Source organism: Arthrobacter sp. 2RAF22 (genome assembly GCF_052115325.1).
Classification (GTDB): Bacteria; Actinomycetota; Actinomycetes; order Actinomycetales; family Micrococcaceae; genus Arthrobacter.
In genome coordinates this window covers 33,362-53,947 of record NZ_JBFRGL010000020.1, presented here as the reverse complement: position 1 = coordinate 53,947, position 20,586 = coordinate 33,362, and the positions used below count along the sequence as shown (strand labels likewise).

The following is a 20,586-nucleotide window of genomic DNA, read 5'->3' as shown; positions in this document are numbered from 1 at the left end:
GTCTGACACTGCAGTCGAACACAAGACCCGCCAGCACACCCACCACACCCGGACAGCACCCCAACGGAAAGCGGCCCCCGACACCAAAACCGGGAGCCGCTCACCACTGCCTCTTGACAACAGCTTCTACATATCAGTTGGGTGGCGCCGTCTCCGAGATTGTTTTCAGCATTGCCGCCCGGCGTCGGAGTCAGTGCCGCGGAAAGCTGCAGGGCACCCGCCGCGAGCTTCTGTGCGCCGTCGTCCCCTTTGTAGACTCCCGGCGCAAGCTTGGCGTTGACGTCATTCTGGATTTTCACGGCCCCAGTTGCGAGTTTGTCGGCTCCGTCCTTCAACTGCTGGGCTCCCGGGGCTAGTTTGCCTTGGATTCCGTTTTGGACTTTTGACGCGCCATCAGCCAGCTTGGCCGCACCTGTCCCGGCTTCCGCAGCTCCACCCGCAAGCCTTGCCGCGCCGTCCTTGAGCTGGCCTGCGCCGGCGGATGCCTGGCCTGCGCCGTCATTCAGCTGCGCCGACCCCGCCGCGATCTTCCCAATGACCAGGGTGTAGAAGCCGAGGAGCGCGATCAACAGGAGTGCGAGCACGGCAATGGCGATTATCTGGGCACGGCTCCGCGTTCTGGTGGCAGTTGCAGGGTTCGGTGTCATGGGCAATTCCTCTCGATGACTTTCCCGACAGCGGCGCTGCTGCCAGGGATCCCCCCATGTGACGCAGCTAACAGGCGACCCGGCCTGTAGCTGTGCCACGAAACAAGTGCGTGGCGTTGGTTACCGATTGGTAACTTACCGAGAGTAAAGCTAAGACCCTGCCGATTGCAAGGGTTTTTTCGATGTCGTCATCCTTGCCGGGGGATTGTCGAGGTGCGCATCGGGCGGGCGCGGGCGTGCGCGGTCGATTTGTGTGCATCGAAAGTCTCGGGTAAAGTAATTACTCGTGCTGAGGGGCACGGAGCGAAGGTTTACGCCATCGAATCCGGCCTAAAAGCGCCAATGGGATATGGTGTAATTGGCAACACTACGGTTTCTGGTACCGTCATTCTAGGTTCGAGTCCTGGTATCCCAGCTCTGAATAATCCGCGAATTTGCGCGGGAATTTGGAGTTTCAAAACGGTTCGCCGATTTGAAACAATGCTGGATGTATGAAATACTCATTCAGCTTGAATGCCGGAAGCGGTGTTCAATATGGCAGTAAAACAAAGTGCAAGGCCCCATCGTATAGCGGCCTAGTACGCCGCCCTCTCACGGCGGTAACGCGGGTTCGAATCCCGCTGGGGTCACAAAATGAATCCCCCGGAACCGTCAGGTTCCGGGGGATTTTTCTTTGCCCAAAGTTCGTGTGGATTTCTCCCCTCAATAAAGGGGGAGCAGTACGGCTGGCAGCTCAGGTGGTCTTCTGAAGGGCCTCTGCAGCATCCCTGACCTTGATGAGCGTGCGGAGGTTCCGCGTGGTGGTGCTCGCCTTGTAGCGGGTCTTTGCGGAGAGCTTGCTGAAGGGGCTGTCCAAGGTTCCTCCCGCCGGGGCTAGCCACGCCGTCGCCTCGGGACCCAGCCGGACTTGCTCGACGCCGCCCTGCCCTGGTGCGCCGAGGGCCGCGCCGGCGTTGAATAGTTCGTCCAGCATGGCCGCGTCCGAGGCGAGCGTGATGTAGCTGTGCGTGGTTTTATCGTCTGCCGGATAGGGGCAGGCTTCCACTAGTTCGGCAACCCTTTCGGAGCTCAGGACCACCACCCAGGCGTCGTAGCCAAATGCCGACCTCAAGCACTTTTCGAATTCGTCCTTGACTCCCGCTGCGTCGAGCTCGCTCCGGAGCACCACGTTGCCGCTGGCCAGCAAGGTCTTGACGTCGGTGAAGGGGTACGCCTTCAGGGCTGCTTTGAGGTCGGCCATCTTGATGTTGATCCCGCCCACGTTGATCCCGCGCAGGAACACGGCAAAGCTGTTCATGCGCCTACCCTACCTGCGCCCGTCTGCAGGAGGGGCGCAGACGGGGAGGCTGGCGGGAAACGGGAAGCGCTTAGTCGTTGTTCTTGCGCAGGGCTTCGGTCAGTACCCGGGCGGCGTTGGAGACGACTTCGGCATGCAGGCGTCCGGGCTGGCGGGTCAGGCGCTCGATGGGGCCGGAGATGGACACCGCAGCAATGACCCGGCCGGAAGGGCCGCGCACGGGTGCGGAGACCGAGGCGACTCCAGGCTCGCGTTCGCCGAGGCTCTGGGCCCAGCCCCGGCGTCGTACTCCTGCCAGCACTGTCGGCGTGAACCGGGCGTTCTGAAGCCCGTCCAAGAGGCGGTCGTGGTCTTCCCATGCCAGCAGGATCTGGGCGGCGGAGCCGGCCTTCATGGAGAGCTGTGTGCCTACGGGAATGGTGTCGCGCAGGCCGATCGGACGTTCGGCCGAGGCAACGCAGACGCGCCAGTCGCCCTGGCGTCGGAAGATCTGGGCGCTCTCTCCGGTGGCGTCGCGCAACTGGATCAAGACGGGGCCTGCGGAAGCGATGAGCCGGTCTTCGCCGGCGGCCGAAGCAAGCTCGACAAGGCGGCTGCCGAGGACAAAACGCCCTTGGATGTCGCGGCTCACGAGGCGGTGGTGGACGAGCGCCAGCGCAAGGCGGTGCACCGTGGGGCGGGCCAGCCCTGTTGCCGCCACAAGTTGAGCCAAGGTGGTTGGCCCCGCCTCAAGTGCGTCGAGCACCTGGGCCGCTTTATCGATGACGCCGACTCCACTAGAATTGTCCATGTAATGATATTGCCGTCTCAATATCTGAGATGCAAGTTGTTTCACTGGCGCAGTTCGGATCACTGATGTTCAGTGGAAGTAGTCAAGCCAACCGCAGTGAAGGGAGCAGGCCGTGGGAAAGACACTGGCCGAGAAAGTTTGGGATGCGCACGTGGTGCGCAAGGGCGAAGGCGAAGGAGCCAACGCCCAGCCCGATCTTCTGTTCATCGACCTGCACCTCGTGCATGAGGTGACCTCCCCGCAGGCCTTTGAGGGCTTGCGCCTTGCTGGACGACCCCTGCGCCGCCCGGACCTCACGATCGCCACGGAGGACCACAACACTCCGACCCTGGACATCGACAAGCCGATTGCCGATCTGACCAGCCGCACCCAGATCCAGACCTTGCGGAACAACTGCAAGGAGTTCGGAGTCCGCCTGCACTCGCTCGGCGACGCCGAGCAGGGCATTGTGCACGTTGTCGGACCCCAGCTGGGCCTCACCCAGCCCGGCATGACGGTTGTCTGCGGCGATTCACACACCTCGACCCACGGCGCCTTCGGAGCACTCGCCATGGGTATCGGCACTTCCGAGGTGGAACACGTCATGGCCACCCAGACGTTGTCCCTCAAGCCGTTCAAGACCATGGCCATCAACGTAGAAGGCACTCTGCGTCCGGGCGTTTCGGCGAAGGACATCATCCTTGCAGTCATTGCCAAGATCGGCACCGGCGGCGGGCAGGGCTACGTCCTGGAGTACCGCGGCTCGGCCATCCGGGCGCTCTCCATGGATGCCCGCATGACCATCTGCAACATGTCCATCGAGGCCGGCGCCCGCGCTGGCCTGGTGGCCCCGGACCAGACGACGTACGACTACATGTACGGCCGCCCGCACGCCCCCCAAGGCGACGAGTGGGATGCCGCCGTCGAATACTGGAACACGCTGCACACCGACGACGACGCAACTTTCGACGTCGAGGTGGACCTCGACGCCGATACCTTGGAGCCGTTCGTGACCTGGGGGACCAACCCGGGCCAGGGCATTTCGCTCAACGAGGCAGTGCCGTTCCCCGCGGACTTCGGTGACGAGAACGCCAAGCTGGCTGCCGAGCGCGCGCTGCAGTACATGGGCCTCGAAGCCGGGACGCCCATGAAGGACATCCGGGTGGACACGGTCTTCCTCGGATCCTGCACGAACTCCCGCATCGAGGACCTCCGGGCCGCCGCCGATGTCATACGCGGGCGCGAAAAGGACCCCAAGGTCCGCATGCTCGTGGTCCCCGGCTCGGCACGCGTCCGCCTTGAAGCCGAAGCCGAGGGCCTGGACAAGGTGTTCAAGGAATTCGGCGCTGAATGGCGCTTCGCCGGTTGCTCCATGTGCCTGGGCATGAATCCGGACCAGCTGGAACCGGGGGAGCGCTGTGCCTCCACCTCGAACCGCAACTTCGAAGGACGCCAGGGCAAGGGCGGACGTACCCACCTGGTTTCGCCGGTAGTCGCCGCAGCCACGGCAGTCCGCGGAACGCTGAGCTCGCCTTCGGACCTGGAGCCCGCCTCTGTTTCCGCATCCACCACCACCGACGCCGCCTAGGAGGGCCCCATGGAAAAGTTCACCACCCACACCGGCATCGGTGTCCCGCTGCGCCAGAGCAATGTGGACACGGACCAGATCATTCCCGCGGTCTACTTGAAGCGGATTACGCGTACCGGTTTCGAGGACGCCCTGTTCTCGGCGTGGCGGAAGGACCCGTCCTTCATCCTCAACCAGGAACCCTTCAACGCCGGCTCCGTACTGGTGGCGGGACCCGATTTCGGTACCGGTTCATCCCGCGAGCACGCAGTCTGGGCGCTGAAGGACTACGGCTTCAAAGCCGTGCTCTCGTCCCGGTTCGCGGATATTTTCCGCGGCAACTCGGGAAAGCAAGGCCTCCTGGCGGCCGAGCTTGCCCAGGACGACATCGAGCTCATCTGGAAAGTCCTTGAAAACGCGCCCGGCACCGAAGTCAAGGTGGACCTCGTGTCCAAGACCGTTGAGTGCGGAAACGTCGTCGCACCTTTCGAGATCGATGACTACACCCGCTGGCGCCTCCTCGAGGGCCTGGATGACATCGGACTGACGCTCCAGCACGAGGAAGACATCACGGCCTACGAGGCCACAAGGCCTTCCTTCAAACCGAAAACCCTGCCGGCGCGCACCCAGTAGCGCGAACCGAGCAGCTTCCGTACCTTGAAAGGACCGGTGCACCCGAAAGAACGGGTGCGCCGGTCCTTTCCGTGTGCGTGACGCGTTTCGCGGGATGTGGCCATGGCCTGATCCCGGCGTTGTGCAGCGTCATGGTTGTCGTTGGGGTTGGAATGAGGGGTTATCCATGGATCGGGCACGAACGCGGGGTCACWTAMGGCCCAGGCCGGGCGGCAACATGGGCCGTAAGTGACCCCGCGTCGCTAAAAGCCGGCCTTCGCCGCGCCCCGGCATTTCGAATCGGTAACGTCAGCTTTTATGCTTAGCTGGAGCCTTCGTAAGTGTGGGGGCATCAACTCGTGAGGAAACCGGTATAGATGAGTAGTGTTCTGACAATCCGCGGCGGCGTCCCTTTGACTGGCCGCGTCACCGTCAGAGGTGCCAAGAACCTTGTTCCCAAGGCCATGGTGGCTTCCCTCCTCGGCAACGAACCGTCGGTGCTGCGGAACGTCCCGGAAATCAAGGACGTCGAGGTGGTCACCAGCCTCTTGCAGCTCCACGGCGTGACTGTGCAGAAGGATCCCGTCACCGGCGATCTCACTCTGGATCCCAAGAATGCGAAGACGGCGTCCAGCACCGCGATCGACGCGCACGCCGGGGACTCCCGTATCCCGATCCTGCTCTGCGGTCCCTTGATCCATGCGATCGGAGAAGCCTTCATTCCCGATCTCGGTGGCTGCAAGATCGGCGACCGGCCCATCGACTACCACCTGAACGTGCTCCGCCAGTTTGGCGCCGTCGTCGAAAAGCGCCCGGGCGGCATCCACATCTCCGCTCCCAAGGGACTTCACGGCGCCAAGATCTCACTCCCGTACCCGTCGGTGGGAGCCACGGAACAGGTCCTGCTGAGTGCCACCCGCGCCGAGGGCATCACCGAACTCAGCGGTGCCGCCACCGAACCCGAAATCATCGACCTCATCGCTGTGCTGCAGAAGATGGGTGCCATCATCAGCGTCCAGACCGATCGCACCATCCGGATCGAGGGCGTTCGGGACCTGGGTGGCTACGACCACCGCGCCCTGGCAGACCGCAACGAATCGGCGTCGTGGGCTTCGGCTGCCTTGGTGACCCGGGGAGACATCTTCGTGGAGGGCGCTTCCCAGCGGGACATGATGACGTTCCTCAACACCTACCGCAAGGTGGGCGGCGGAATGGACATCCGCGAGGACGGCATCCGTTTCTACCACCCTGGCGGAAAGCTGAGCCCGCTCGTCCTTGAGACGGATGTGCACCCGGGCTTCATGACCGACTGGCAACAGCCCCTGGTGGTCGCCCTGACCCAGGCTGAAGGCGTGTCGATCGTCCACGAAACCGTGTACGAAAACCGCTTCGGCTTCACCGACGCCCTGACCCGCATGGGCGCAACCATCCAGGTCCACCGTGAATGCCTCGGAAGCGTGCCCTGCCGCTTCGGCCAGCGCAACTTCCTGCACTCCGCCGTCGTCTCAGGACCCACTCCGCTCAGGGGAACCGACATCGACATCCCCGACCTCCGTGGCGGATTCAGCCACCTCATTGCGGCGCTCGCCGCGACCGGCACGTCCAGGGTGACCGGGATCGACATCATCAACCGCGGCTACGAGCGCTTCACCGAAAAGCTCGCCGGCCTGGGCGCCGATTTCGACCTCACCGAATCCAAGTAACGGGGGACACCTTGAAGGAATCGGCCCAGAGCCGTGCCATGTTCGCTGTTCTTGCGGGACTTGCACGACCGCTCATGAACGTCCTCATGGCAAAGAAGTGGGAGGGGACCGACAAGCTTCCCGCGGGTGGCTTCATCGCCGCACCGAACCACTGCACCGAGATCGACCCCATCGTCGTGGGGCACATGCTCTACAACATGAAGCGTCCGCCGCATTTCCTCGCGAAGGCGGGCCTCTTCAAGGCGCCGGTCCTCGGCAGCCTGTTGCGCGCCACGAACCAGATTCCCGTGGAGCGCTCGACGACGGGGGCGAACCGCTCGTTGCAAGCCGCCCAGGAAGTGGTGGATGCCGGCGGCGCCATCATCATCTATCCGGAGGGCACCCTGACGCGCGATCCGGATTTGTGGCCGATGAAGGGCCACACGGGAGCTGCCCGCCTGGCAATCCAGACGGGTGCCCCTGTGGTTCCCATTGCCCATTGGGGTGCCCATGAGGTGTTTCCCCGTTACGCCAAACGCCTGCACGTGTTCCCGCGGAAGACATCCCGCATCCTGGTAGGCGATCCCGTGGACCTCAGCGCTTTCCAGGGTCGGCCGCTGGACCGGGCCACCCTGGTTGAGGCTACGGACATCATCATGGTTGCCATCACGGAGCTTCTTGCTACCTTGCGCGGGGAAGAACCGCCCAAGGAACGCTGGGACCCCGCTGCCCACAATCAGTCGAAGCACGGCCGCTTCCAGGCGACTGAGGGAACCGCGGGCACCGATGGCACGGACGGACTGAAGTGACTTCCGGGGAAGAACTCATCGCCGACAAAGGCGTTGTGGCCGTGCTTGGCGCGGGATCCTGGGGTACGACGTTCGCGAAGGTCCTGGCTGATGCTGCACTTGCGAGCGGTGCGGAACGCAGTATCCGCATTTGGGGCCGGCGGGACGAAGTGGTCGACCAGATCAACGCGGAGCACCGCAACACGCAGTACCTGAAGGACATTGCACTGCCAGATTCCATCACGGCTTCAACGGATGTGGCCGGGGTCCTTGCGGGCGCCGGAATCGTGATCCTCGCCGTGCCGGCGCAGTCGCTTCGGCTTCAACTGCGCAAATGGAAACCGCTCGTGGCATCCGGCGCCGTAGTCGTTTCCCTTATGAAGGGCCTTGAACTCGGTACGGATTCCCGCATGAGCGAAGTCATTTCCGAGGAACTCGACATTCCGCAGGAACGCGTGGCCGTTGTTTCGGGACCCAACCTGGCAATGGAGATCGCCCGCCAGGAACCGACAGCCTCTGTGGTGGCCTGCAGCGACGAAGCCACGGCTGCATCGTTCGCGCTCTACTGCACCGCGCCGTACTTCCGCCCCTACACGAGCAACGACGTGGTCGGCGTCGAAATCGGGGGAATCGTGAAAAACGTCATTGCCCTTGCCGTCGGTATCTGCGAAGGCAAGCAAATGGGCGACAATACCAAGGCGTCCGTGATCACTCGCGGCCTCGCGGAGACATCGAGGCTGGCTCTTGCCCTGGGCGGCGAAGCACGCACGATGGCCGGACTTGCCGGACTGGGAGACCTCGTGGCTACCTGTTCTTCGCCCTTGTCCCGAAACCACACGGCCGGGCGGTTGCTCGGCGAAGGTTTGACCCTTGAACAGGTCACCGAGCACATGACTCAGACGGCGGAAGGCATCAAATCCGGGTACGCTGTCTACGAACTAGCCGGGAAACTCGGTGTCGACATGCCGATCACCGCGGCCGTTGTGGCGGTCCTCGAAGGCAAACTGTCCGTTGATGAACTTGGGCCCAGACTCCTGGCCCGCTCCCTGAAGTCCGAAGGCGATTACTGACCGTGACCGAAGAATCCCTGTCTGCCGGAACCGCTGAGTCCGCAGGAACAACCGCTTCTGCCGGAACTGCCGGGTCCGCGAAGCCGGCCAAACATCGGCGGCCCCGCGTCGCCGTGCTCTTTGGTGGCCGATCCAGCGAGCACGCGGTCAGCTGCGTGACGGCGGCCGGCGTCATGGGCGCCATCGACAAGAGCAAGTACGACGTCGTCCCCATCGGGATAGCCAAGTCAGGCCAGTGGGTGATTCCCTCGGCCGACATCAGCCAGTGGTCGCTGAGCGCCTCGGCCTTGCCTGAAGTGCTGCCTTCCGGCAAGACCGTAACCCTCGCCGAGGTGGGCGGAGCCCACCAATTGATCGTCACGGCGCCAAATGCGGTGCCCGAGGAACTGGGCTCCGTGGACGTCGTCTTTCCGCTCCTGCACGGCCCGTGGGGCGAAGACGGCACCATCCAGGGCCTCTTGGAGCTCTCGGACACCCGCTACGTTGGAGCGGGAGTCCTCGCATCCGCCGTCGGCATGGACAAGCACTATATGAAGGTCGTTTTCGAGGCCGCCGGGCTTACCGTGGGACCGTATGTCGCCGTCACTGACCGCGAATGGATCAACGACGCCGAAGCCGTGCGCAAGCGCGTGGACCGTCTCGGCTTTCCCGTCTTCGTGAAGCCCGCCCGCGCCGGTTCCTCGATGGGAATTTCCAAGGTTGATTCGATGGACGATTTGGATGCCGCCATCGAAGAAGCACGGCGGCACGACCTCAAGCTGGTGATCGAGGCCGGGATTGTCGGCCGCGAAATCGAGTGCGCAGTCCTTGAAGGACGTGGCACTGCGGCCCCGCGAACCTCCATGCCGGGGGAAATCGCCGTCGCTCCAGGAGAACACGAGTTCTACGACTTCAACGCCAAATATGTGGAGGACGGCGCAGCAGCCCTTAGCTGCCCGGCCGACATTCCCGACGAGGCTATTGCGCGCGTCCGCGAGCTCGCGGCGGCCGCGTTCGATGCGGTCGGTGCCGAAGGCCTCAGCCGCGTGGACTTTTTCTACACTCCGGACGGCGAACTCATCATCAACGAGATCAACACGATGCCCGGATTCACCCCGAAGAGCATGTATCCGCAAATGTGGGCGGCTTCCGGGTTGGGCTATGCCGAGTTGATCGACGAACTCATCTACCTGGCGCTCAACCGCAAAACCGGCCTGCGCTGATAGCCGGCCGGCGCCGACGACCGGCCTGGGCTGAGCCTGCTACTTGCCGGGGGTGCTCGTGGGCAGGTTCTGCAGCAGCTCAGGCTGGCCGACGCATTTGCGCACGGCCTTGATTTTCGCCGCCGCAGGCGCCAGATCGGCAAGGACCGTGGCGGAGCTGATCTTGTTCGGGTCCATGAGGATTTCCGTGGCGGGCTCGCGCCCGTACGTGGTCAGGGTCCATACCGGGTCGCCTTCCTTGATGACCCAGTCGACGTCGTTGACGGTGACGCAGCGGTCGGTGGTGGGGCCGGGGACGTTGACGCCGCAACGCAGAATCAACACCGACGGGTCGCCCCATGCCGCCGTGGCCTGGCTATTGGTCTTCCGCAGGGCGGCGTCGCCGATGGTGTCCGGGAGCGACACCATCATGGGCGCGCAGGCAGCCTTCGCGGCATCGGCCGCGGGCTTCACGTCGACCACGGGGGAGCAGGCTGCAAGGGCAAGCACCGAAGCCGCCGCGGCTGTCAAGGAACAGAGGGCGCGGACGTACACAGCGGCTTTCGTTTGATGCATTGATCAAGCCTATCGCGGCTGCGGCGAGCCGAGGATCGGGGAAGCGGGCGCCACGGACAGCTCTTTGTTGTCGGCGGTTCGCGATAGCGTAGAGCTGTGTCCAAAGAACAACAGACTGTCGGTGAGCTCTCCGAAGGCGAGCTCCTCGCGCACATCTTTCCGCGCCTGAACCACAGCAACAGCGTGCTGCTCGGGCCGGGGGATGACGCCGCAGTCGTCGCCGCCCCGGATGGCCGGACCCTCATTTCCATCGACACCCAGACCCAGGACCAGGACTTCCGCCTGGAATGGAACAACGGATACCGGACTACAGGCTATGACGTCGGCTGGAAATCGGCAGCCCAGAATCTCAGCGACATCAACGCAATGGGTGGTACCGCCGTCTCCCTCGTCGTCAGCTTGACCATGCCGCCCGGCACCCCGGTGCAGTGGGTCGTGGACTTCGCGGATGGCCTCACGGCCGGCATCGTCGGCTTGGGGGCTGCCGATTGTTCGGTTGCCGGGGGAGACCTGGGCCGCGGCCGCGAAATCGCGGTGACCGTCGCCGTCGTCGGGACAATGCACGGACTCCCTGCTGTCTTGCGGTCCGGGGCCCGGCCGGGAGACATTCTGGCCCTTGCCGGAACTGTTGGACGTGCCGCAGCCGGTCTGGCCCTGCTCGAAAGCACCATACCCGTAGGCAAGCTGGACGCCGCCCAGCGCGCACTCATGGACAGCCAGTGCCGGCCGCAGCCGCCCCTCGCCGCAGGCCCGCAGGCTGCCAAGGCAGGAGCGACGGCCATGATGGACGTCTCCGACGGGCTCTTGCGCGACGGCTCCCGCCTCGCCGAAGCCAGCGGCGTCGCGCTCGACCTCGATCCCATCGCGCTCAAGGCACTCGCCGCACCCTTGGAAGCTGCCTCGGCTCCCCTTGGCCGCGATCCCATGGACTGGATCCTGGGCGGGGGAGAGGACCACGGCCTGCTGGTGACATTTCCAGCAGATGTTCAGCTACCTTCCGGCTTCACTGCGATAGGCTCGATCCAGGCCGTTGCCGAAGGACAGCACAGCGGCGTCCGGATAGCGAGAATGCCCGCTGACACCGTGGGATGGGATCACTTTGCAGACTAAGATTGCCGCCAATACGCACGCCATGAAGCGGTGGCTGGGCAAAGCGGAGACGACGCTCGGGAACCACAGCGACCGCCTCAACGCCATCAATATCTTCCCGGTGGCCGACGGCGACACCGGCACGAACCTCTACCTCACTGTCCGCTCCGCCGCGGCATCATTCGCAGATCGTTCCATCGCCGACGAACCGGTGAACGACGTCGGCGCCGTTCTGGCCGCGGCCGGACGGGTGGCGATGGAGCAGGCCCGGGGGAACTCCGGAACACTCTTTGCTGTCTTTTTGTGCGCAATGGCCGAGCCGCTGGTCGGGCACACCCGCCTCAGTGCGCCCCTGCTTGCCGCAGCCCTGAACCGGGCCCAGATCAGGGCATGGTCGGCCTTGAGCGAGCCGGTTCCGGGCACCATGCTCTCCGTTCTCGAGGCTGCCGCCAGGGCGGCAGGCGAATGCGATAGTGCCCACAACGGCGACGACAGCAACCAGGCGCTGGGCCTTGCCCTGGACGCCGCCGTCAATGCCGCGCTGGATGCTGTGGTGCAAACCGAGGACCAACTCGCGCCGCTGCACGCCGCGCACGTAGTGGATGCGGGTGGGGTGGGCATGCTCTTGATCCTGGACTGCCTGCGTTCGGCTGTGCTTGGGGAAGAACTCCAGGATGAGCTCCTGGACGGGCTGCACGGCTATGACCTGCAGGATCCGCACATCCATGCGGGAATGCCCGACGACGACGGCGTCGAGGTCATGTGCACCATCAGCCTTTCACCGTTGGACGCTGCCACGCTCCGTCAGCGGCTGGACGAACTTGGCGACTCCGTCATCATGAGCCAAGTGGGCAGCGCGAGCGGCCCATCGGGACCGAATGATGGCGGGGACGACGACGATGACGACGAGGACGCCGCAGAAGCCAGCTACCGGTGGCGCGTCCACGTCCACGTTCCGGAAGCTGAATCCGCCGTGGCAGTCATCCGCTCGCTCGGCGAGCCCACCGATATCTCCGTCAGCCAGCTCTCCATGCCGCGCGACCCAGGCCTTCCGGCAGGCCTGCACGGGCATGAATACTGAGCTTCACCTTCCGCTCGAGCGGAGGATCGGCAAACGCTCCGCGTCCGTCATCGAGAAGCACCTTGGCTTGGACACTGTAGGGGAGCTCCTGAACTACTTTCCCCGTCGTTACCTGAGCCGCGGGGAGCTGACGCCCATCATTAAACTGCCGTTGGATGAAGAGGCCACCCTCATTGCCAGGGTGCTGTCCAATTCAACCCGCCAAATGCGGGCAAGGCGCGGATCGTTGACGGACGTCGTGGTGACGGACGAGGCCAGCGGTGAGCAGATTCCCGGAACCTTGAAGATCAGTTTCTTCAACGGCTTCCGCGCCCGCAATGAGCTTCAACCGGGCCGCAGGGTGATGTTCTCCGGCAAGGTCAGCCGCTACGGCGGATCGCTGGGCATGACCAATCCGGACTTCATGCTGCTCGACGAGGATCCGGAGCTGGCCGGTTCCGTCGATCCGGAAAAGCTTGCAGCCATGCCCATTCCCGTGTATCCGGCCACGGCGAAGCTCACCAGTTGGTCCATCCACAAGGTCATCACCACGCTGCTGGACACCATCGATGTGGACAGCATCGAGGATCCGCTGCCTGCCGAAATCGCGTTCCGGGAGAAATTCCTGGGGGTGGGGGACGCGTACCGGCTGATCCATTCTCCGGAAACGGCGGCTGACTGGCAGCGCGCCCGTGACCGGTTCCGCTACCAGGAGGCACTGGTTCTGCAGACTGCGCTGGCACGGCGGCGGGCCCAGTTGGCCGCAGAGGAGGCCACCGCTCGTCGGCCGGTGCCCGAAGGGCTCCTCGCTGCCTTCGACGGGCAGCTTCCGTTCACGTTGACTGCCGGCCAGGCCGCCGTCGGAAAGACGCTTTCCCACGAGCTGGCACAGGACTCGCCCATGAACCGCTTGTTGCAGGGCGAAGTTGGTTCCGGAAAGACGATCGTCGCCTTGCGGGCCATGCTGCAAGTGGTGGATGCCGGCGGGCAGGCGGCGCTGCTTGCCCCGACGGAGGTCCTCGCGGCACAGCACTTTGATTCCATCCGGAAGACCCTGGGCACGCTGTCCCGCGACGGTTTGTTCGGAGGTGCCGGGATGCTGGGCGGGGCCGGATTGTTGGACAGCGAGCCCGGGAGTGGACCCGGTACGGTCCAGGTCGCCTTGCTGACGGGCTCGATGCCGACTGCTGCCCGCAAGCAAGCCATGCTGGACGCGGCCTCGGGCAACGCCGGCATTGTGATCGGCACCCATGCGCTCCTGAGTGACAAAACCTCGTTCCAGGATCTCGGCCTGATCGTGGTGGACGAGCAGCACCGCTTTGGCGTGGAGCAGCGCGACGCCCTGCGGGCCAAGGCCAACCGGCCACCCCACCTGCTGGTGATGACGGCTACCCCGATTCCGCGCACTGTTGCCATGACCGTCTTCGGCGACCTCGAAACCTCCGTGCTGGACGAACTTCCTGCGGGCCGGGCGCCCATCTCCACCCATGTCGTCGGGCTCGCCGAAAACCCGGGCTGGGCGGCCAGGATCTGGAAACGCTCGCGGGAAGAGATCGACGCCGGCCACCAGGTGTACGTCGTGTGTCCCAAGATCGGAGACGACGACGACGGCGACTTCAGCCCGGGTGAAGCGGAACCCAGCGACGCCGAACTTTCGGAGGAAGGCCCCGCGCGCGAGCTCGCCTCGGTGACCGCCGTCGTTGAAACGCTCAGCCAGGAGCCCGCCCTGCGCGGCGTCCGGGTGGAGCCCCTCCACGGACGGCAGGATCCGGCACTCAAGTCCGAAACCATGGCCTCGTTCACCGCCAACCAGACCCAGCTACTGGTGTCCACCACGGTCATTGAGGTGGGCGTGGACGTCCATAACGCCACCCTGATGGTGATCCTCGACGCCGACCGCTTCGGCATTTCGCAACTCCACCAGTTGCGTGGGAGGGTAGGCCGCGGTGGTCTTCCGGGGACTTGCCTGCTGGTCACGACGCTCGAACCCGGCCACCCAAGCCGCAGGCGCCTGGATGCCGTTGCTTCCACTACCGACGGCTTCGAGCTTTCCCAGGAAGACCTCAAGCTGCGCCGGGAAGGCGATATCCTGGGCGCTTCGCAATCCGGCGGGCGCTCCACCCTGAAGTTGTTGCGGGTCCTGGAGCATGAGGACGTGATCGCCCGCGCCCGCACCGATGCCCAGTGGCTCGTTGCCAACGATCCCGGACTGGAGGGCCAACAGGCCTTGGCCGCCGCAATTGACGAGTATCTGAACCCCGAAAAGGAGGCGTTCCTTGAACGCGGCTAAGGAATCTACGCCTGAAGGCACATCTGGGTGCGCCGGACCGGGAGGTGGCCGGTGAGCCGGATCATTGCCGGCGTGGTCGGCGGAAACCCGCTGGTCAGCGTCCCCGGAAACGCCACCCGGCCCACGACGGACCGCGTCAAGGAAGCGTTGTTCTCCCGGCTCGAGGCGCTCGACGCCATCGACGACGCCCGGGTTCTGGATCTTTACGCGGGTTCGGGGTCTCTCGGCATCGAAAGTGCAAGCCGGGGCGCGCGCTCTGCCGAACTCGTGGAATTTGATGCACGCGCCTCCGAGGTCTGCCAGCGAAATGCAGACATGGCCAACCAAGTGCTGGGGCGAAGGACTGTCTCGGTCCTACGTTCCAAAGTGGAGTCCTTCCTGGAGCGCGCGGCGGATGACGTCCTCTGGGACCTGGTGTTCCTGGATCCGCCGTACCCTTTGGATGAGCCTTCCCTCAAGGCTGTCCTCACCAAGCTTGCCTTCCACCTCGATGAAGGCGCGGTGGTGGTCGTCGAGCGTTCCTCACGGTCCCCGGAACCGGACTGGCCGGACACCCTGGAACGGTTTGCCGACAAAAAGTACGGCGAAACCAAGCTCTGGTTCGCCGAGCCCGTCTAGCGCTAGCCCGTCAACCGGTCCAGTTCCACTCCGCTCAGTACGGCCGCCGGGTGCGGCCCCCGGCCCAGGAGTTCCGCTGTCCAGCCAGCCGGCCACGGCCGGCGCGTTCCCACCAGGATGATGTTGCCGGGATAGCGGCCGGCGAACATGCCAGCCTCAGCGAACGCGGCAACGTCCGGCACCGCCCGGCGCATCGCGGCGACCTGGCTGCGTACCAGGGTCAGGGCTGCTTCGTCGCCGACGTTGACGATGAGCACCCCATCGGGCCGGAGCCGCGCCGCGGCCTCTTCATAGAATTCCTGGCAGGCGATATGCGCCGGAGCCTCGGGACCGGAGAAGATGTCCAGGATCACGACGTCGAACTCGAGTTCCGAGGGCAGTTCGGCGAGTGTTTCGCGCGCGTCGCCGATATGGGTCTCCAAAAGGGTGCCGTCAGGCATGGGCAACTTCTGCAGCACGAAGTCGAGCAATTCACGTTCGAGTTCAACGGCGTGTTGTTCCGAACCTGGCCTCGTCGCCTGGATATAGCGGGCCAGGGTCAAGGCCCCAGCGCCGAGATGAAGTGCAGTGATTGCTTGTCCGGCCGGCGCGGCCAGATCCACCACATGGCCGATCCTGCGCAGGTATTCGTAGAAGATTTCCGCGGGTTCCGCGAGGTTGACATGGGATTGCTCGGCGTCGCCGATGCGCAGGATGTAGGCGCCGTCGATCAGCGTGTCGGCTTCGATTGCGGCATGCTGGCCGGTGGCCCGCAGGAATCGACGCCCCTCGTGATTTTGCCCCGTTGACACGGTCAGAGCTTGTTCCGCAGGGTGGCCAGCCGGGCGGCCGCTTCTTCCAATACTTCGGTCTTCTTGCAGAACGCGAACCGGAGCAGGCTGCGCGTCCTCTCCGCGCCTTCCGGGTGGCAAAACACGGGTACAGGGATGGCGGCCACTCCTACGAGCTCCGGAAGCTTTCGTGCCAAGTCCACGGAGTCCCTGATGCCGAGGGGCGCGGTGTCCACATTGATGAAGTATGTTCCCTGCGGCGTGTAGACGCCGAAGCCGGCGGCCCGCAGTCCCTCGGCCAGGATGTCCCGCTTGTGCTGGAGGGTGGACGCGATACCGCTATAGAACTCATCGGGAAGGGCAAGGCCTACTGCGATCGCACTTTGGAAGGGGGTGCCGGAACTGTAGCTGAGGAATTGTTTGACGGTGCGGATCGCCGCCACAAGGTGGGCGGGTCCGCTGAGCCAGCCGATCTTCCAGCCGGTGAACGAGAACGTCTTGCCGGCCGAGGAAATCGTGACGCTTCGTTCGGCCGCTCCGGGGATACCGGCGACCGGAAGGTGCTGCACACCGAAGGTGAGGTGCTCGTAGACTTCATCGCTGAGGATCACGGCATCGTATTTCCGGGCGAGTTCGACGACGCGTACCAGCACCTCGCGCGGGAAGACCGCCCCCGTGGGATTGTGCGGGTTGTTGAGCAGCACAACCTTGGTGCGCTCGCTGAATGCCGATTCCATGGCATCCACGTCCGGAAGGAAGTCCGGTGCCAGCAAGGGAGCGGTCAGATGCTTGGCCCCGGCAAGTCCGATGATGGCGCCATAAGAGTCATAGAAGGGCTCGAAAGTCAGGACCTCGTCGCCGGGCTCGATGAATGCGAGCAATGCGGCGGCGATGGCCTCGGTGGCTCCGGTGGTCACAACGACCTCCGTCTGCGGGTCCGGGGTCAGTCCGTAGAAGCGTTCCTGGTGTGCGGCGATGGCCTCGCGAAGTTCAGGGATGCCCTTGCCGGGAGCGTACTGGTTGGCTCCCGCCGTAATGGCCGCCTGGGCTGCTGCCTTGATTTCCGCCGGCCCGTCCTCGTCCGGGAATCCCTGGCCCAGGTTGATGGCGCCGGTGGACATCGCCAGGGTGGTCATTTCTTCGAAGATGGTCACTCCTAGGCTGCCGTCGGCCGAAAGCAGGTTGGCTCCGCTGGCGGCTCGCTGCCATGGCGCGGCGGACGTGTTCTGGCTGAGAGAGGCCGGGCTCGTCACTGTGGGGTTGCCTTCCTGGGTGCTGGCTTCCGGCTCGTCCGGCCCGCCGTTTCAGCCATGGTATCGCCATAGTGCCTGCGGCCCCGGATGGGGTAGGTTCGAACCATGAGACGCGCTGTGTGCCCTGGCTCCTTCGACCCTATCCACAACGGACATCTGGAAGTCATCGCAAGGGCCGCCGGCTTGTTCGATGAAGTCGTCGTCGCGGTGTCCACCAACTACGCGAAGAAGTACCGCTTCAGCTTGGAAGAGCGCATGGACATGGCCCGGGAAACCCTGGCTTCCTTGCGGGGGATCATCGTGGAGCCCATGGGTGAGGGACTGCTCGCCGAATACTGCAGGCACCGGGGAATTTCGGCGATCGTGAAGGGCTTGCGTTCGTCCTCGGATTTTGACTACGAACTTCCCATGGCCACCATGAACCGCCAGTTGTCCGGCGTCGAGACCGTCTTTCTTCCGGCTGAGGCCCATTACCTGCATTTGTCGTCCACGCTCATCAAGGAAATCTCCCTCCTGGGCGGGGATGTCTCCGATTTCGTGCCTAAATCGGTGCTCAGGAGGCTCCTTGCTGGCGGGTCGGCAGCGGAGTAGCCCGGCAACGGGTAAGCTGGATCGGTACCTCGGGCAGAACGCGTTGTAATTGACCCGGTTTGAGTCCGCTCGCGCGTTCAGGCTAAGATGGTACGTCGGTCATATGTTCTACAGGAGTTCTCATTAAGCGAGATGCAAGTTCGCCCTTGACGCTGGACGTCAAGGACCTCGGACGTAGTCCAGGAAGCATGCGGACGCTCACGGAACATGTACCCGCGCCAAGTGACCTTGGCGTGGCACTCATTGGCGTTCAGGAAGGCTCGGATATCGAGCTCGACTTGAGGCTTGAGGCCGTACACGAAGGAATTCTGGTATCTGGAACTGTGTTCGCTGAAGTCAAGGGCGAATGCGGACGATGCCTGGATCCCCTTGCGTATGACCTTGAGGTCAATGTGCAAGAACTTTTCTTCTATGAAGGCGTCGAGCTTTCGGACGAAGAAGACGATGAAGAGCAACGTCGAGTCGAGCACGATCTAATCGATCTTGAACCGGTGTTGCGGGACGCGGTTGTAACCATGCTGCCGTTCCAGCCGGTGTGCCGGGAAGACTGCCAGGGCCTTTGCTCAATCTGCGGAGTGCGTCTGGAAGACGAGCCGGGGCACCACCACGAGGACCTGGATCCTCGCTGGGCTGCCCTAGCTGAACTGGCTAAGACCGACCGGCAAACTGATTAGTAAGTGTTGACTAAAAGAGAAATGAGATAGCCGTGGCTGTTCCCAAGCGGAAAATGTCTCGCGCAAATACACGCGCCCGCCGTGCCCAGTGGAAGGCAACTGCCCCCAACTTGGTCAAGACCATCGAAAACGGCCAGGTTGTTTACAGCCTGCCGCACCAGGCAAAGGTCGTCACCGACTCTGCCGGGACCGCGCTGTTCCTTGAATACAAGGGCCGCAAGGTCGCAGACGTCTAAATCCGCCACAAGGCTGACAAGGATGTCTTCAACTGAAGAGCTTCTGAAGCGTCTCGGTGTCTCCATTGACGCCGAGACGCTTCGTCTTGCTCTGACACATCGTTCATACGCGTATGAAAATGGTGGGATTCCCACCAATGAGCGCCTCGAATTCCTGGGCGACTCCATCCTGGGCTTTTCCGTGACCGATTCGCTCTACCGCGACAACCCGGCGCTTCCGGAGGGCGAACTCGCGAAGCGACGCTCCGCCGTCGTCAGCACCCGCGCACTGGCGGGTATCGGCAGGGACCTCGGAATCGGCGAATTCATCTACCTCGGGCAGGGCGAAAGGCTCACCGACGGTAAGAACAAGTCTTCAATTCTTGCGGACACCATGGAAGCGCTCATCGGGGCCACCTATCTTTCCAACGACATTGAGACCGCCCGGCAGCTCGTGATGCGGCTCGTTGGACCCTTGCTCAAGGATGCCGCAGCACTCGGCGCCGGCACCGACTGGAAGACCAGCATGCAGGAGCTTGCCGCAAGCCGTCAGCTCGGGTCCATCTACTATGCAGTCGAAGGCTCCGGCCCGGACCACGCGCGCAGCTTTGAGGCAGTGCTCCAGATCGGCGGCACCGCCTACGGCAAAGGCACGGGCCACTCCAAAAAGGAAGCCGAGCAGGAAGCCGCAGCAGATGCGTGGCGCACCCTTAACAGCAAGGTCGCGCTGAATGGCAAAGCCGACTCTCCGGCTGATCCCGCGCACAGCGCCTGATTCTTCACATGCCGGAACTGCCCGAAGTCGAAGTGGTCCGCCGCGGCCTGGCACGCTGGGTGCGCGGCCGGACCATCACTGACGTGGAGGTGCTCGATCCCCGTTCCATCCGCCGTCACGCGTTGGGCACGGAAGACTTCATCGGGAACCTTGAGAACTCCACGGTTTTGGATGTCGTCCGGCGCGGCAAGTTCCTGTGGATGCCCCTGCGGACCGAGGAACCCGGCGGCACCGGCGGGGCTGTGTCCGGCAAAATGATCCCCGGCGAAGCGGTCCCCGGCGTCGCGCTGATGGCGCACCTCGGTATGAGCGGGCAGCTCCTCATGCAGGATCCGGGGGTTCCGGACGAGAAGCACCTCAAAGTCCGCTTCCGCCTCAGCACGTCGGATGGCATGCCGGAGCAGTTGCGGTTCGTGGACCAACGGATCTTCGGCGGACTGTTTGTCACCTCGCTTGTACCGACCTCCGACGGCGGTCCCGGCGGCCAGGGCGAGACACCCCTCCCGGAAATTGCCGAAGAAGCCTCGCACATCGCCCGCGATCCGCTGGACCCGCACTTTTCCTTTGACGACTTCTACCGCAAGGTCAAAGCCCGCAAGACCGGGCTCAAGCGGGCCCTGTTGGATCAGGGAGTCATCTCCGGGATAGGCAACATCTACGCCGACGAATCGCTCTGGCGGGCCAAGCTGCACTATGCCAAACCGACAGACACCCTCAAGCGGGCCGATGCCGTGAGGCTCGTCGATGCCGCGAAGGAAGTCATGAGCGACGCCCTCGCAGCCGGCGGGACGAGCTTCGATTCGCTTTACGTCAATGTCAACGGAGTTTCGGGATACTTCGCCCGGTCCTTGGATGCCTATGGACGGGCGGGCGAGCCGTGCAGGCGGTGTTCCGCCGTTGGACTTCCGGGTGTGATCAAACGCGAGCAATTCATGAACCGCTCCTCGTACACGTGCCCGATCTGCCAGCCGAAGCCGCGCAACGGCCGCTGGTAGCGCGGATTCGCCGGTTTGCCCCGCAAATCCGGGGATTTCCGCCGTCGGGCAGTAGATTTAGCCGTAA

20 protein-coding genes, 2 tRNA genes and 1 pseudogene are annotated in these 20,586 nt (G+C 63.9%); 17 read left to right on the top strand and 6 right to left on the bottom strand.

The features are described from left to right. Positions 1–647 (bottom strand): annotated as a pseudogene (locus AB4068_RS14560) (hypothetical protein); the annotation flags it as partial. A gap of 343 nt (positions 648–990) precedes the next feature. On the opposite strand from AB4068_RS14560, the gene AB4068_RS14555 reads away from it, so the two are divergent. Further along, a tRNA-Gln gene (locus AB4068_RS14555) sits at positions 991–1,062 on the top strand. 141 nt (positions 1,063–1,203) lie between these two features. Beyond that, a tRNA-Glu gene (locus AB4068_RS14550) sits at positions 1,204–1,276 on the top strand. Between the two features lie 104 nt (positions 1,277–1,380). On the opposite strand, the gene AB4068_RS14545 is transcribed toward AB4068_RS14550, so the two are convergent. Then, on the bottom strand, positions 1,381–1,944 hold the full coding sequence (locus tag AB4068_RS14545) for a DUF1697 domain-containing protein (protein WP_332601864.1): 564 nt from the start codon (positions 1,942–1,944) through the stop codon (positions 1,381–1,383). Positions 1,945–2,014: 70 nt separating this feature from the next. Beyond that, the gene (locus AB4068_RS14540) at positions 2,015–2,734 is read right to left on the bottom strand and encodes an IclR family transcriptional regulator (protein ID WP_441428111.1); all 720 of its coding nucleotides are present in this window, start codon (positions 2,732–2,734) and stop codon (positions 2,015–2,017) included. Positions 2,735–2,846: 112 nt separating this feature from the next. Here AB4068_RS14540 and leuC point away from each other — a divergent pair, with 112 nt between their 5' ends. From leuC to AB4068_RS14510, 6 genes are all read left to right on the top strand, one after another. Beyond that, positions 2,847–4,301, top strand: coding sequence for a 3-isopropylmalate dehydratase large subunit (gene leuC, locus AB4068_RS14535; protein WP_284988353.1), 1,455 nt, complete (start codon positions 2,847–2,849; stop codon positions 4,299–4,301). 9 nt (positions 4,302–4,310) lie between these two features. Then, positions 4,311–4,913, top strand: a complete 603-nt coding sequence (gene leuD / locus AB4068_RS14530; protein WP_059387656.1) for a 3-isopropylmalate dehydratase small subunit — start codon at positions 4,311–4,313, stop codon at positions 4,911–4,913. Between the two features lie 356 nt (positions 4,914–5,269). Continuing rightward, positions 5,270–6,595, top strand: a complete 1,326-nt coding sequence (gene murA, locus AB4068_RS14525; protein ID WP_059387657.1) for a UDP-N-acetylglucosamine 1-carboxyvinyltransferase — start codon at positions 5,270–5,272, stop codon at positions 6,593–6,595. Between the two features lie 11 nt (positions 6,596–6,606). Beyond that, positions 6,607–7,383, top strand: coding sequence for a lysophospholipid acyltransferase family protein (locus AB4068_RS14520; RefSeq protein WP_284988352.1), 777 nt, complete (start codon positions 6,607–6,609; stop codon positions 7,381–7,383). After that, complete coding sequence (locus tag AB4068_RS14515; protein WP_441433728.1) at positions 7,380–8,432, top strand: NAD(P)H-dependent glycerol-3-phosphate dehydrogenase; 1,053 nt, start codon at positions 7,380–7,382, stop codon at positions 8,430–8,432. Before AB4068_RS14520 ends, AB4068_RS14515 begins: the two co-directional genes overlap by 4 nt. Positions 8,433–8,434: 2 nt before the next feature. Continuing rightward, positions 8,435–9,634 (top strand): D-alanine--D-alanine ligase family protein, encoded by a 1,200-nt coding sequence (locus AB4068_RS14510; protein WP_306960832.1) that lies wholly within the window; start codon positions 8,435–8,437, stop codon positions 9,632–9,634. A 39-nt stretch (positions 9,635–9,673) separates the two neighbouring features. Here AB4068_RS14510 and AB4068_RS14505 read toward each other — a convergent pair whose 3' ends face one another. Then, positions 9,674–10,189 carry a DUF3515 family protein gene (locus AB4068_RS14505; protein ID WP_441433727.1) on the bottom strand — a complete coding sequence of 172 codons (516 nt, stop codon included), beginning with the start codon at positions 10,187–10,189 and terminating at the stop codon, positions 9,674–9,676. Between the two features lie 96 nt (positions 10,190–10,285). Here AB4068_RS14505 and thiL point away from each other — a divergent pair, with 96 nt between their 5' ends. Genes thiL through rsmD form a run of 4 tightly spaced genes read left to right on the top strand, consistent with a single transcriptional unit; the run spans position 10,286 to position 15,246 of the window. Continuing rightward, the gene (gene thiL, locus AB4068_RS14500; RefSeq protein WP_441433726.1) at positions 10,286–11,299 is read left to right on the top strand and encodes a thiamine-phosphate kinase; all 1,014 of its coding nucleotides are present in this window, start codon (positions 10,286–10,288) and stop codon (positions 11,297–11,299) included. 22 nt (positions 11,300–11,321) lie between these two features. Beyond that, entirely contained in the window at positions 11,322–12,359 is a 1,038-nt protein-coding gene (locus AB4068_RS14495; protein ID WP_284988481.1) for a DAK2 domain-containing protein, read from the top strand. Continuing rightward, positions 12,349–14,628, top strand: coding sequence for an ATP-dependent DNA helicase RecG (locus AB4068_RS14490; protein WP_441433725.1), 2,280 nt, complete (start codon positions 12,349–12,351; stop codon positions 14,626–14,628). The genes AB4068_RS14495 and AB4068_RS14490 overlap by 11 nt, the downstream gene beginning before the upstream one ends. Positions 14,629–14,679: 51 nt before the next feature. After that, positions 14,680–15,246 (top strand): 16S rRNA (guanine(966)-N(2))-methyltransferase RsmD, encoded by a 567-nt coding sequence (gene rsmD, locus AB4068_RS14485; RefSeq protein ID WP_284988346.1) that lies wholly within the window; start codon positions 14,680–14,682, stop codon positions 15,244–15,246. Positions 15,247–15,248: 2 nt separating this feature from the next. Here rsmD and AB4068_RS14480 read toward each other — a convergent pair whose 3' ends face one another. Further along, positions 15,249–16,037 carry a spermidine synthase gene (locus AB4068_RS14480; RefSeq protein WP_441433724.1) on the bottom strand — a complete coding sequence of 263 codons (789 nt, stop codon included), beginning with the start codon at positions 16,035–16,037 and terminating at the stop codon, positions 15,249–15,251. A gap of 2 nt (positions 16,038–16,039) precedes the next feature. Then, positions 16,040–17,269, bottom strand: a complete 1,230-nt coding sequence (locus AB4068_RS14475; protein WP_441433723.1) for an aminotransferase class I/II-fold pyridoxal phosphate-dependent enzyme — start codon at positions 17,267–17,269, stop codon at positions 16,040–16,042. 105 nt (positions 17,270–17,374) lie between these two features. Between AB4068_RS14475 and coaD the strand changes: the two genes are divergently transcribed. The 5 genes from coaD to mutM all read left to right on the top strand — a co-directional run bounded on the left by coaD (position 17,375) and on the right by mutM (position 20,519). Then, entirely contained in the window at positions 17,375–17,860 is a 486-nt protein-coding gene (coaD, locus tag AB4068_RS14470; RefSeq protein ID WP_059387664.1) for a pantetheine-phosphate adenylyltransferase, read from the top strand. 146 nt (positions 17,861–18,006) lie between these two features. Continuing rightward, positions 18,007–18,534 (top strand): YceD family protein, encoded by a 528-nt coding sequence (locus AB4068_RS14465; protein ID WP_059387665.1) that lies wholly within the window; start codon positions 18,007–18,009, stop codon positions 18,532–18,534. A gap of 32 nt (positions 18,535–18,566) precedes the next feature. After that, complete coding sequence (rpmF, locus tag AB4068_RS14460; protein WP_028264646.1) at positions 18,567–18,770, top strand: 50S ribosomal protein L32; 204 nt, start codon at positions 18,567–18,569, stop codon at positions 18,768–18,770. Positions 18,771–18,792: 22 nt separating this feature from the next. Continuing rightward, positions 18,793–19,524, top strand: coding sequence for a ribonuclease III (gene rnc, locus AB4068_RS14455; protein WP_284988344.1), 732 nt, complete (start codon positions 18,793–18,795; stop codon positions 19,522–19,524). 8 nt (positions 19,525–19,532) lie between these two features. After that, the gene (gene mutM / locus AB4068_RS14450; protein ID WP_284988343.1) at positions 19,533–20,519 is read left to right on the top strand and encodes a bifunctional DNA-formamidopyrimidine glycosylase/DNA-(apurinic or apyrimidinic site) lyase; all 987 of its coding nucleotides are present in this window, start codon (positions 19,533–19,535) and stop codon (positions 20,517–20,519) included. Positions 20,520–20,586: the final 67 nt, after the last annotated feature.

What these genes read in the sequence shown, in the direction of transcription:
- AB4068_RS14545 (WP_332601864.1), bottom strand. Translation starts at nt 1,944, where the DNA reads ATGAACAGCTTTGCCGTGTTCCTGCGCGGGATCAACGTGGGCGGGATC.
- AB4068_RS14540 (WP_441428111.1), bottom strand. Translation starts at nt 2,734, where the DNA reads ATGGACAATTCTAGTGGAGTCGGCGTCATCGATAAAGCGGCCCAGGTG.
- leuD (WP_059387656.1), top strand. Translation starts at nt 4,311, where the DNA reads ATGGAAAAGTTCACCACCCACACCGGCATCGGTGTCCCGCTGCGCCAG.
- murA (WP_059387657.1), top strand. Translation starts at nt 5,270, where the DNA reads ATGAGTAGTGTTCTGACAATCCGCGGCGGCGTCCCTTTGACTGGCCGC.
- AB4068_RS14505 (WP_441433727.1), bottom strand. Translation starts at nt 10,189, where the DNA reads ATGCATCAAACGAAAGCCGCTGTGTACGTCCGCGCCCTCTGTTCCTTG.
- AB4068_RS14495 (WP_284988481.1), top strand. Translation starts at nt 11,322, where the DNA reads ATGAAGCGGTGGCTGGGCAAAGCGGAGACGACGCTCGGGAACCACAGC.
- AB4068_RS14490 (WP_441433725.1), top strand. Translation starts at nt 12,349, where the DNA reads ATGAATACTGAGCTTCACCTTCCGCTCGAGCGGAGGATCGGCAAACGC.
- coaD (WP_059387664.1), top strand. Translation starts at nt 17,375, where the DNA reads ATGAGACGCGCTGTGTGCCCTGGCTCCTTCGACCCTATCCACAACGGA.
- rnc (WP_284988344.1), top strand. Translation starts at nt 18,793, where the DNA reads ATGTCTTCAACTGAAGAGCTTCTGAAGCGTCTCGGTGTCTCCATTGAC.
- mutM (WP_284988343.1), top strand. Translation starts at nt 19,533, where the DNA reads ATGCCGGAACTGCCCGAAGTCGAAGTGGTCCGCCGCGGCCTGGCACGC.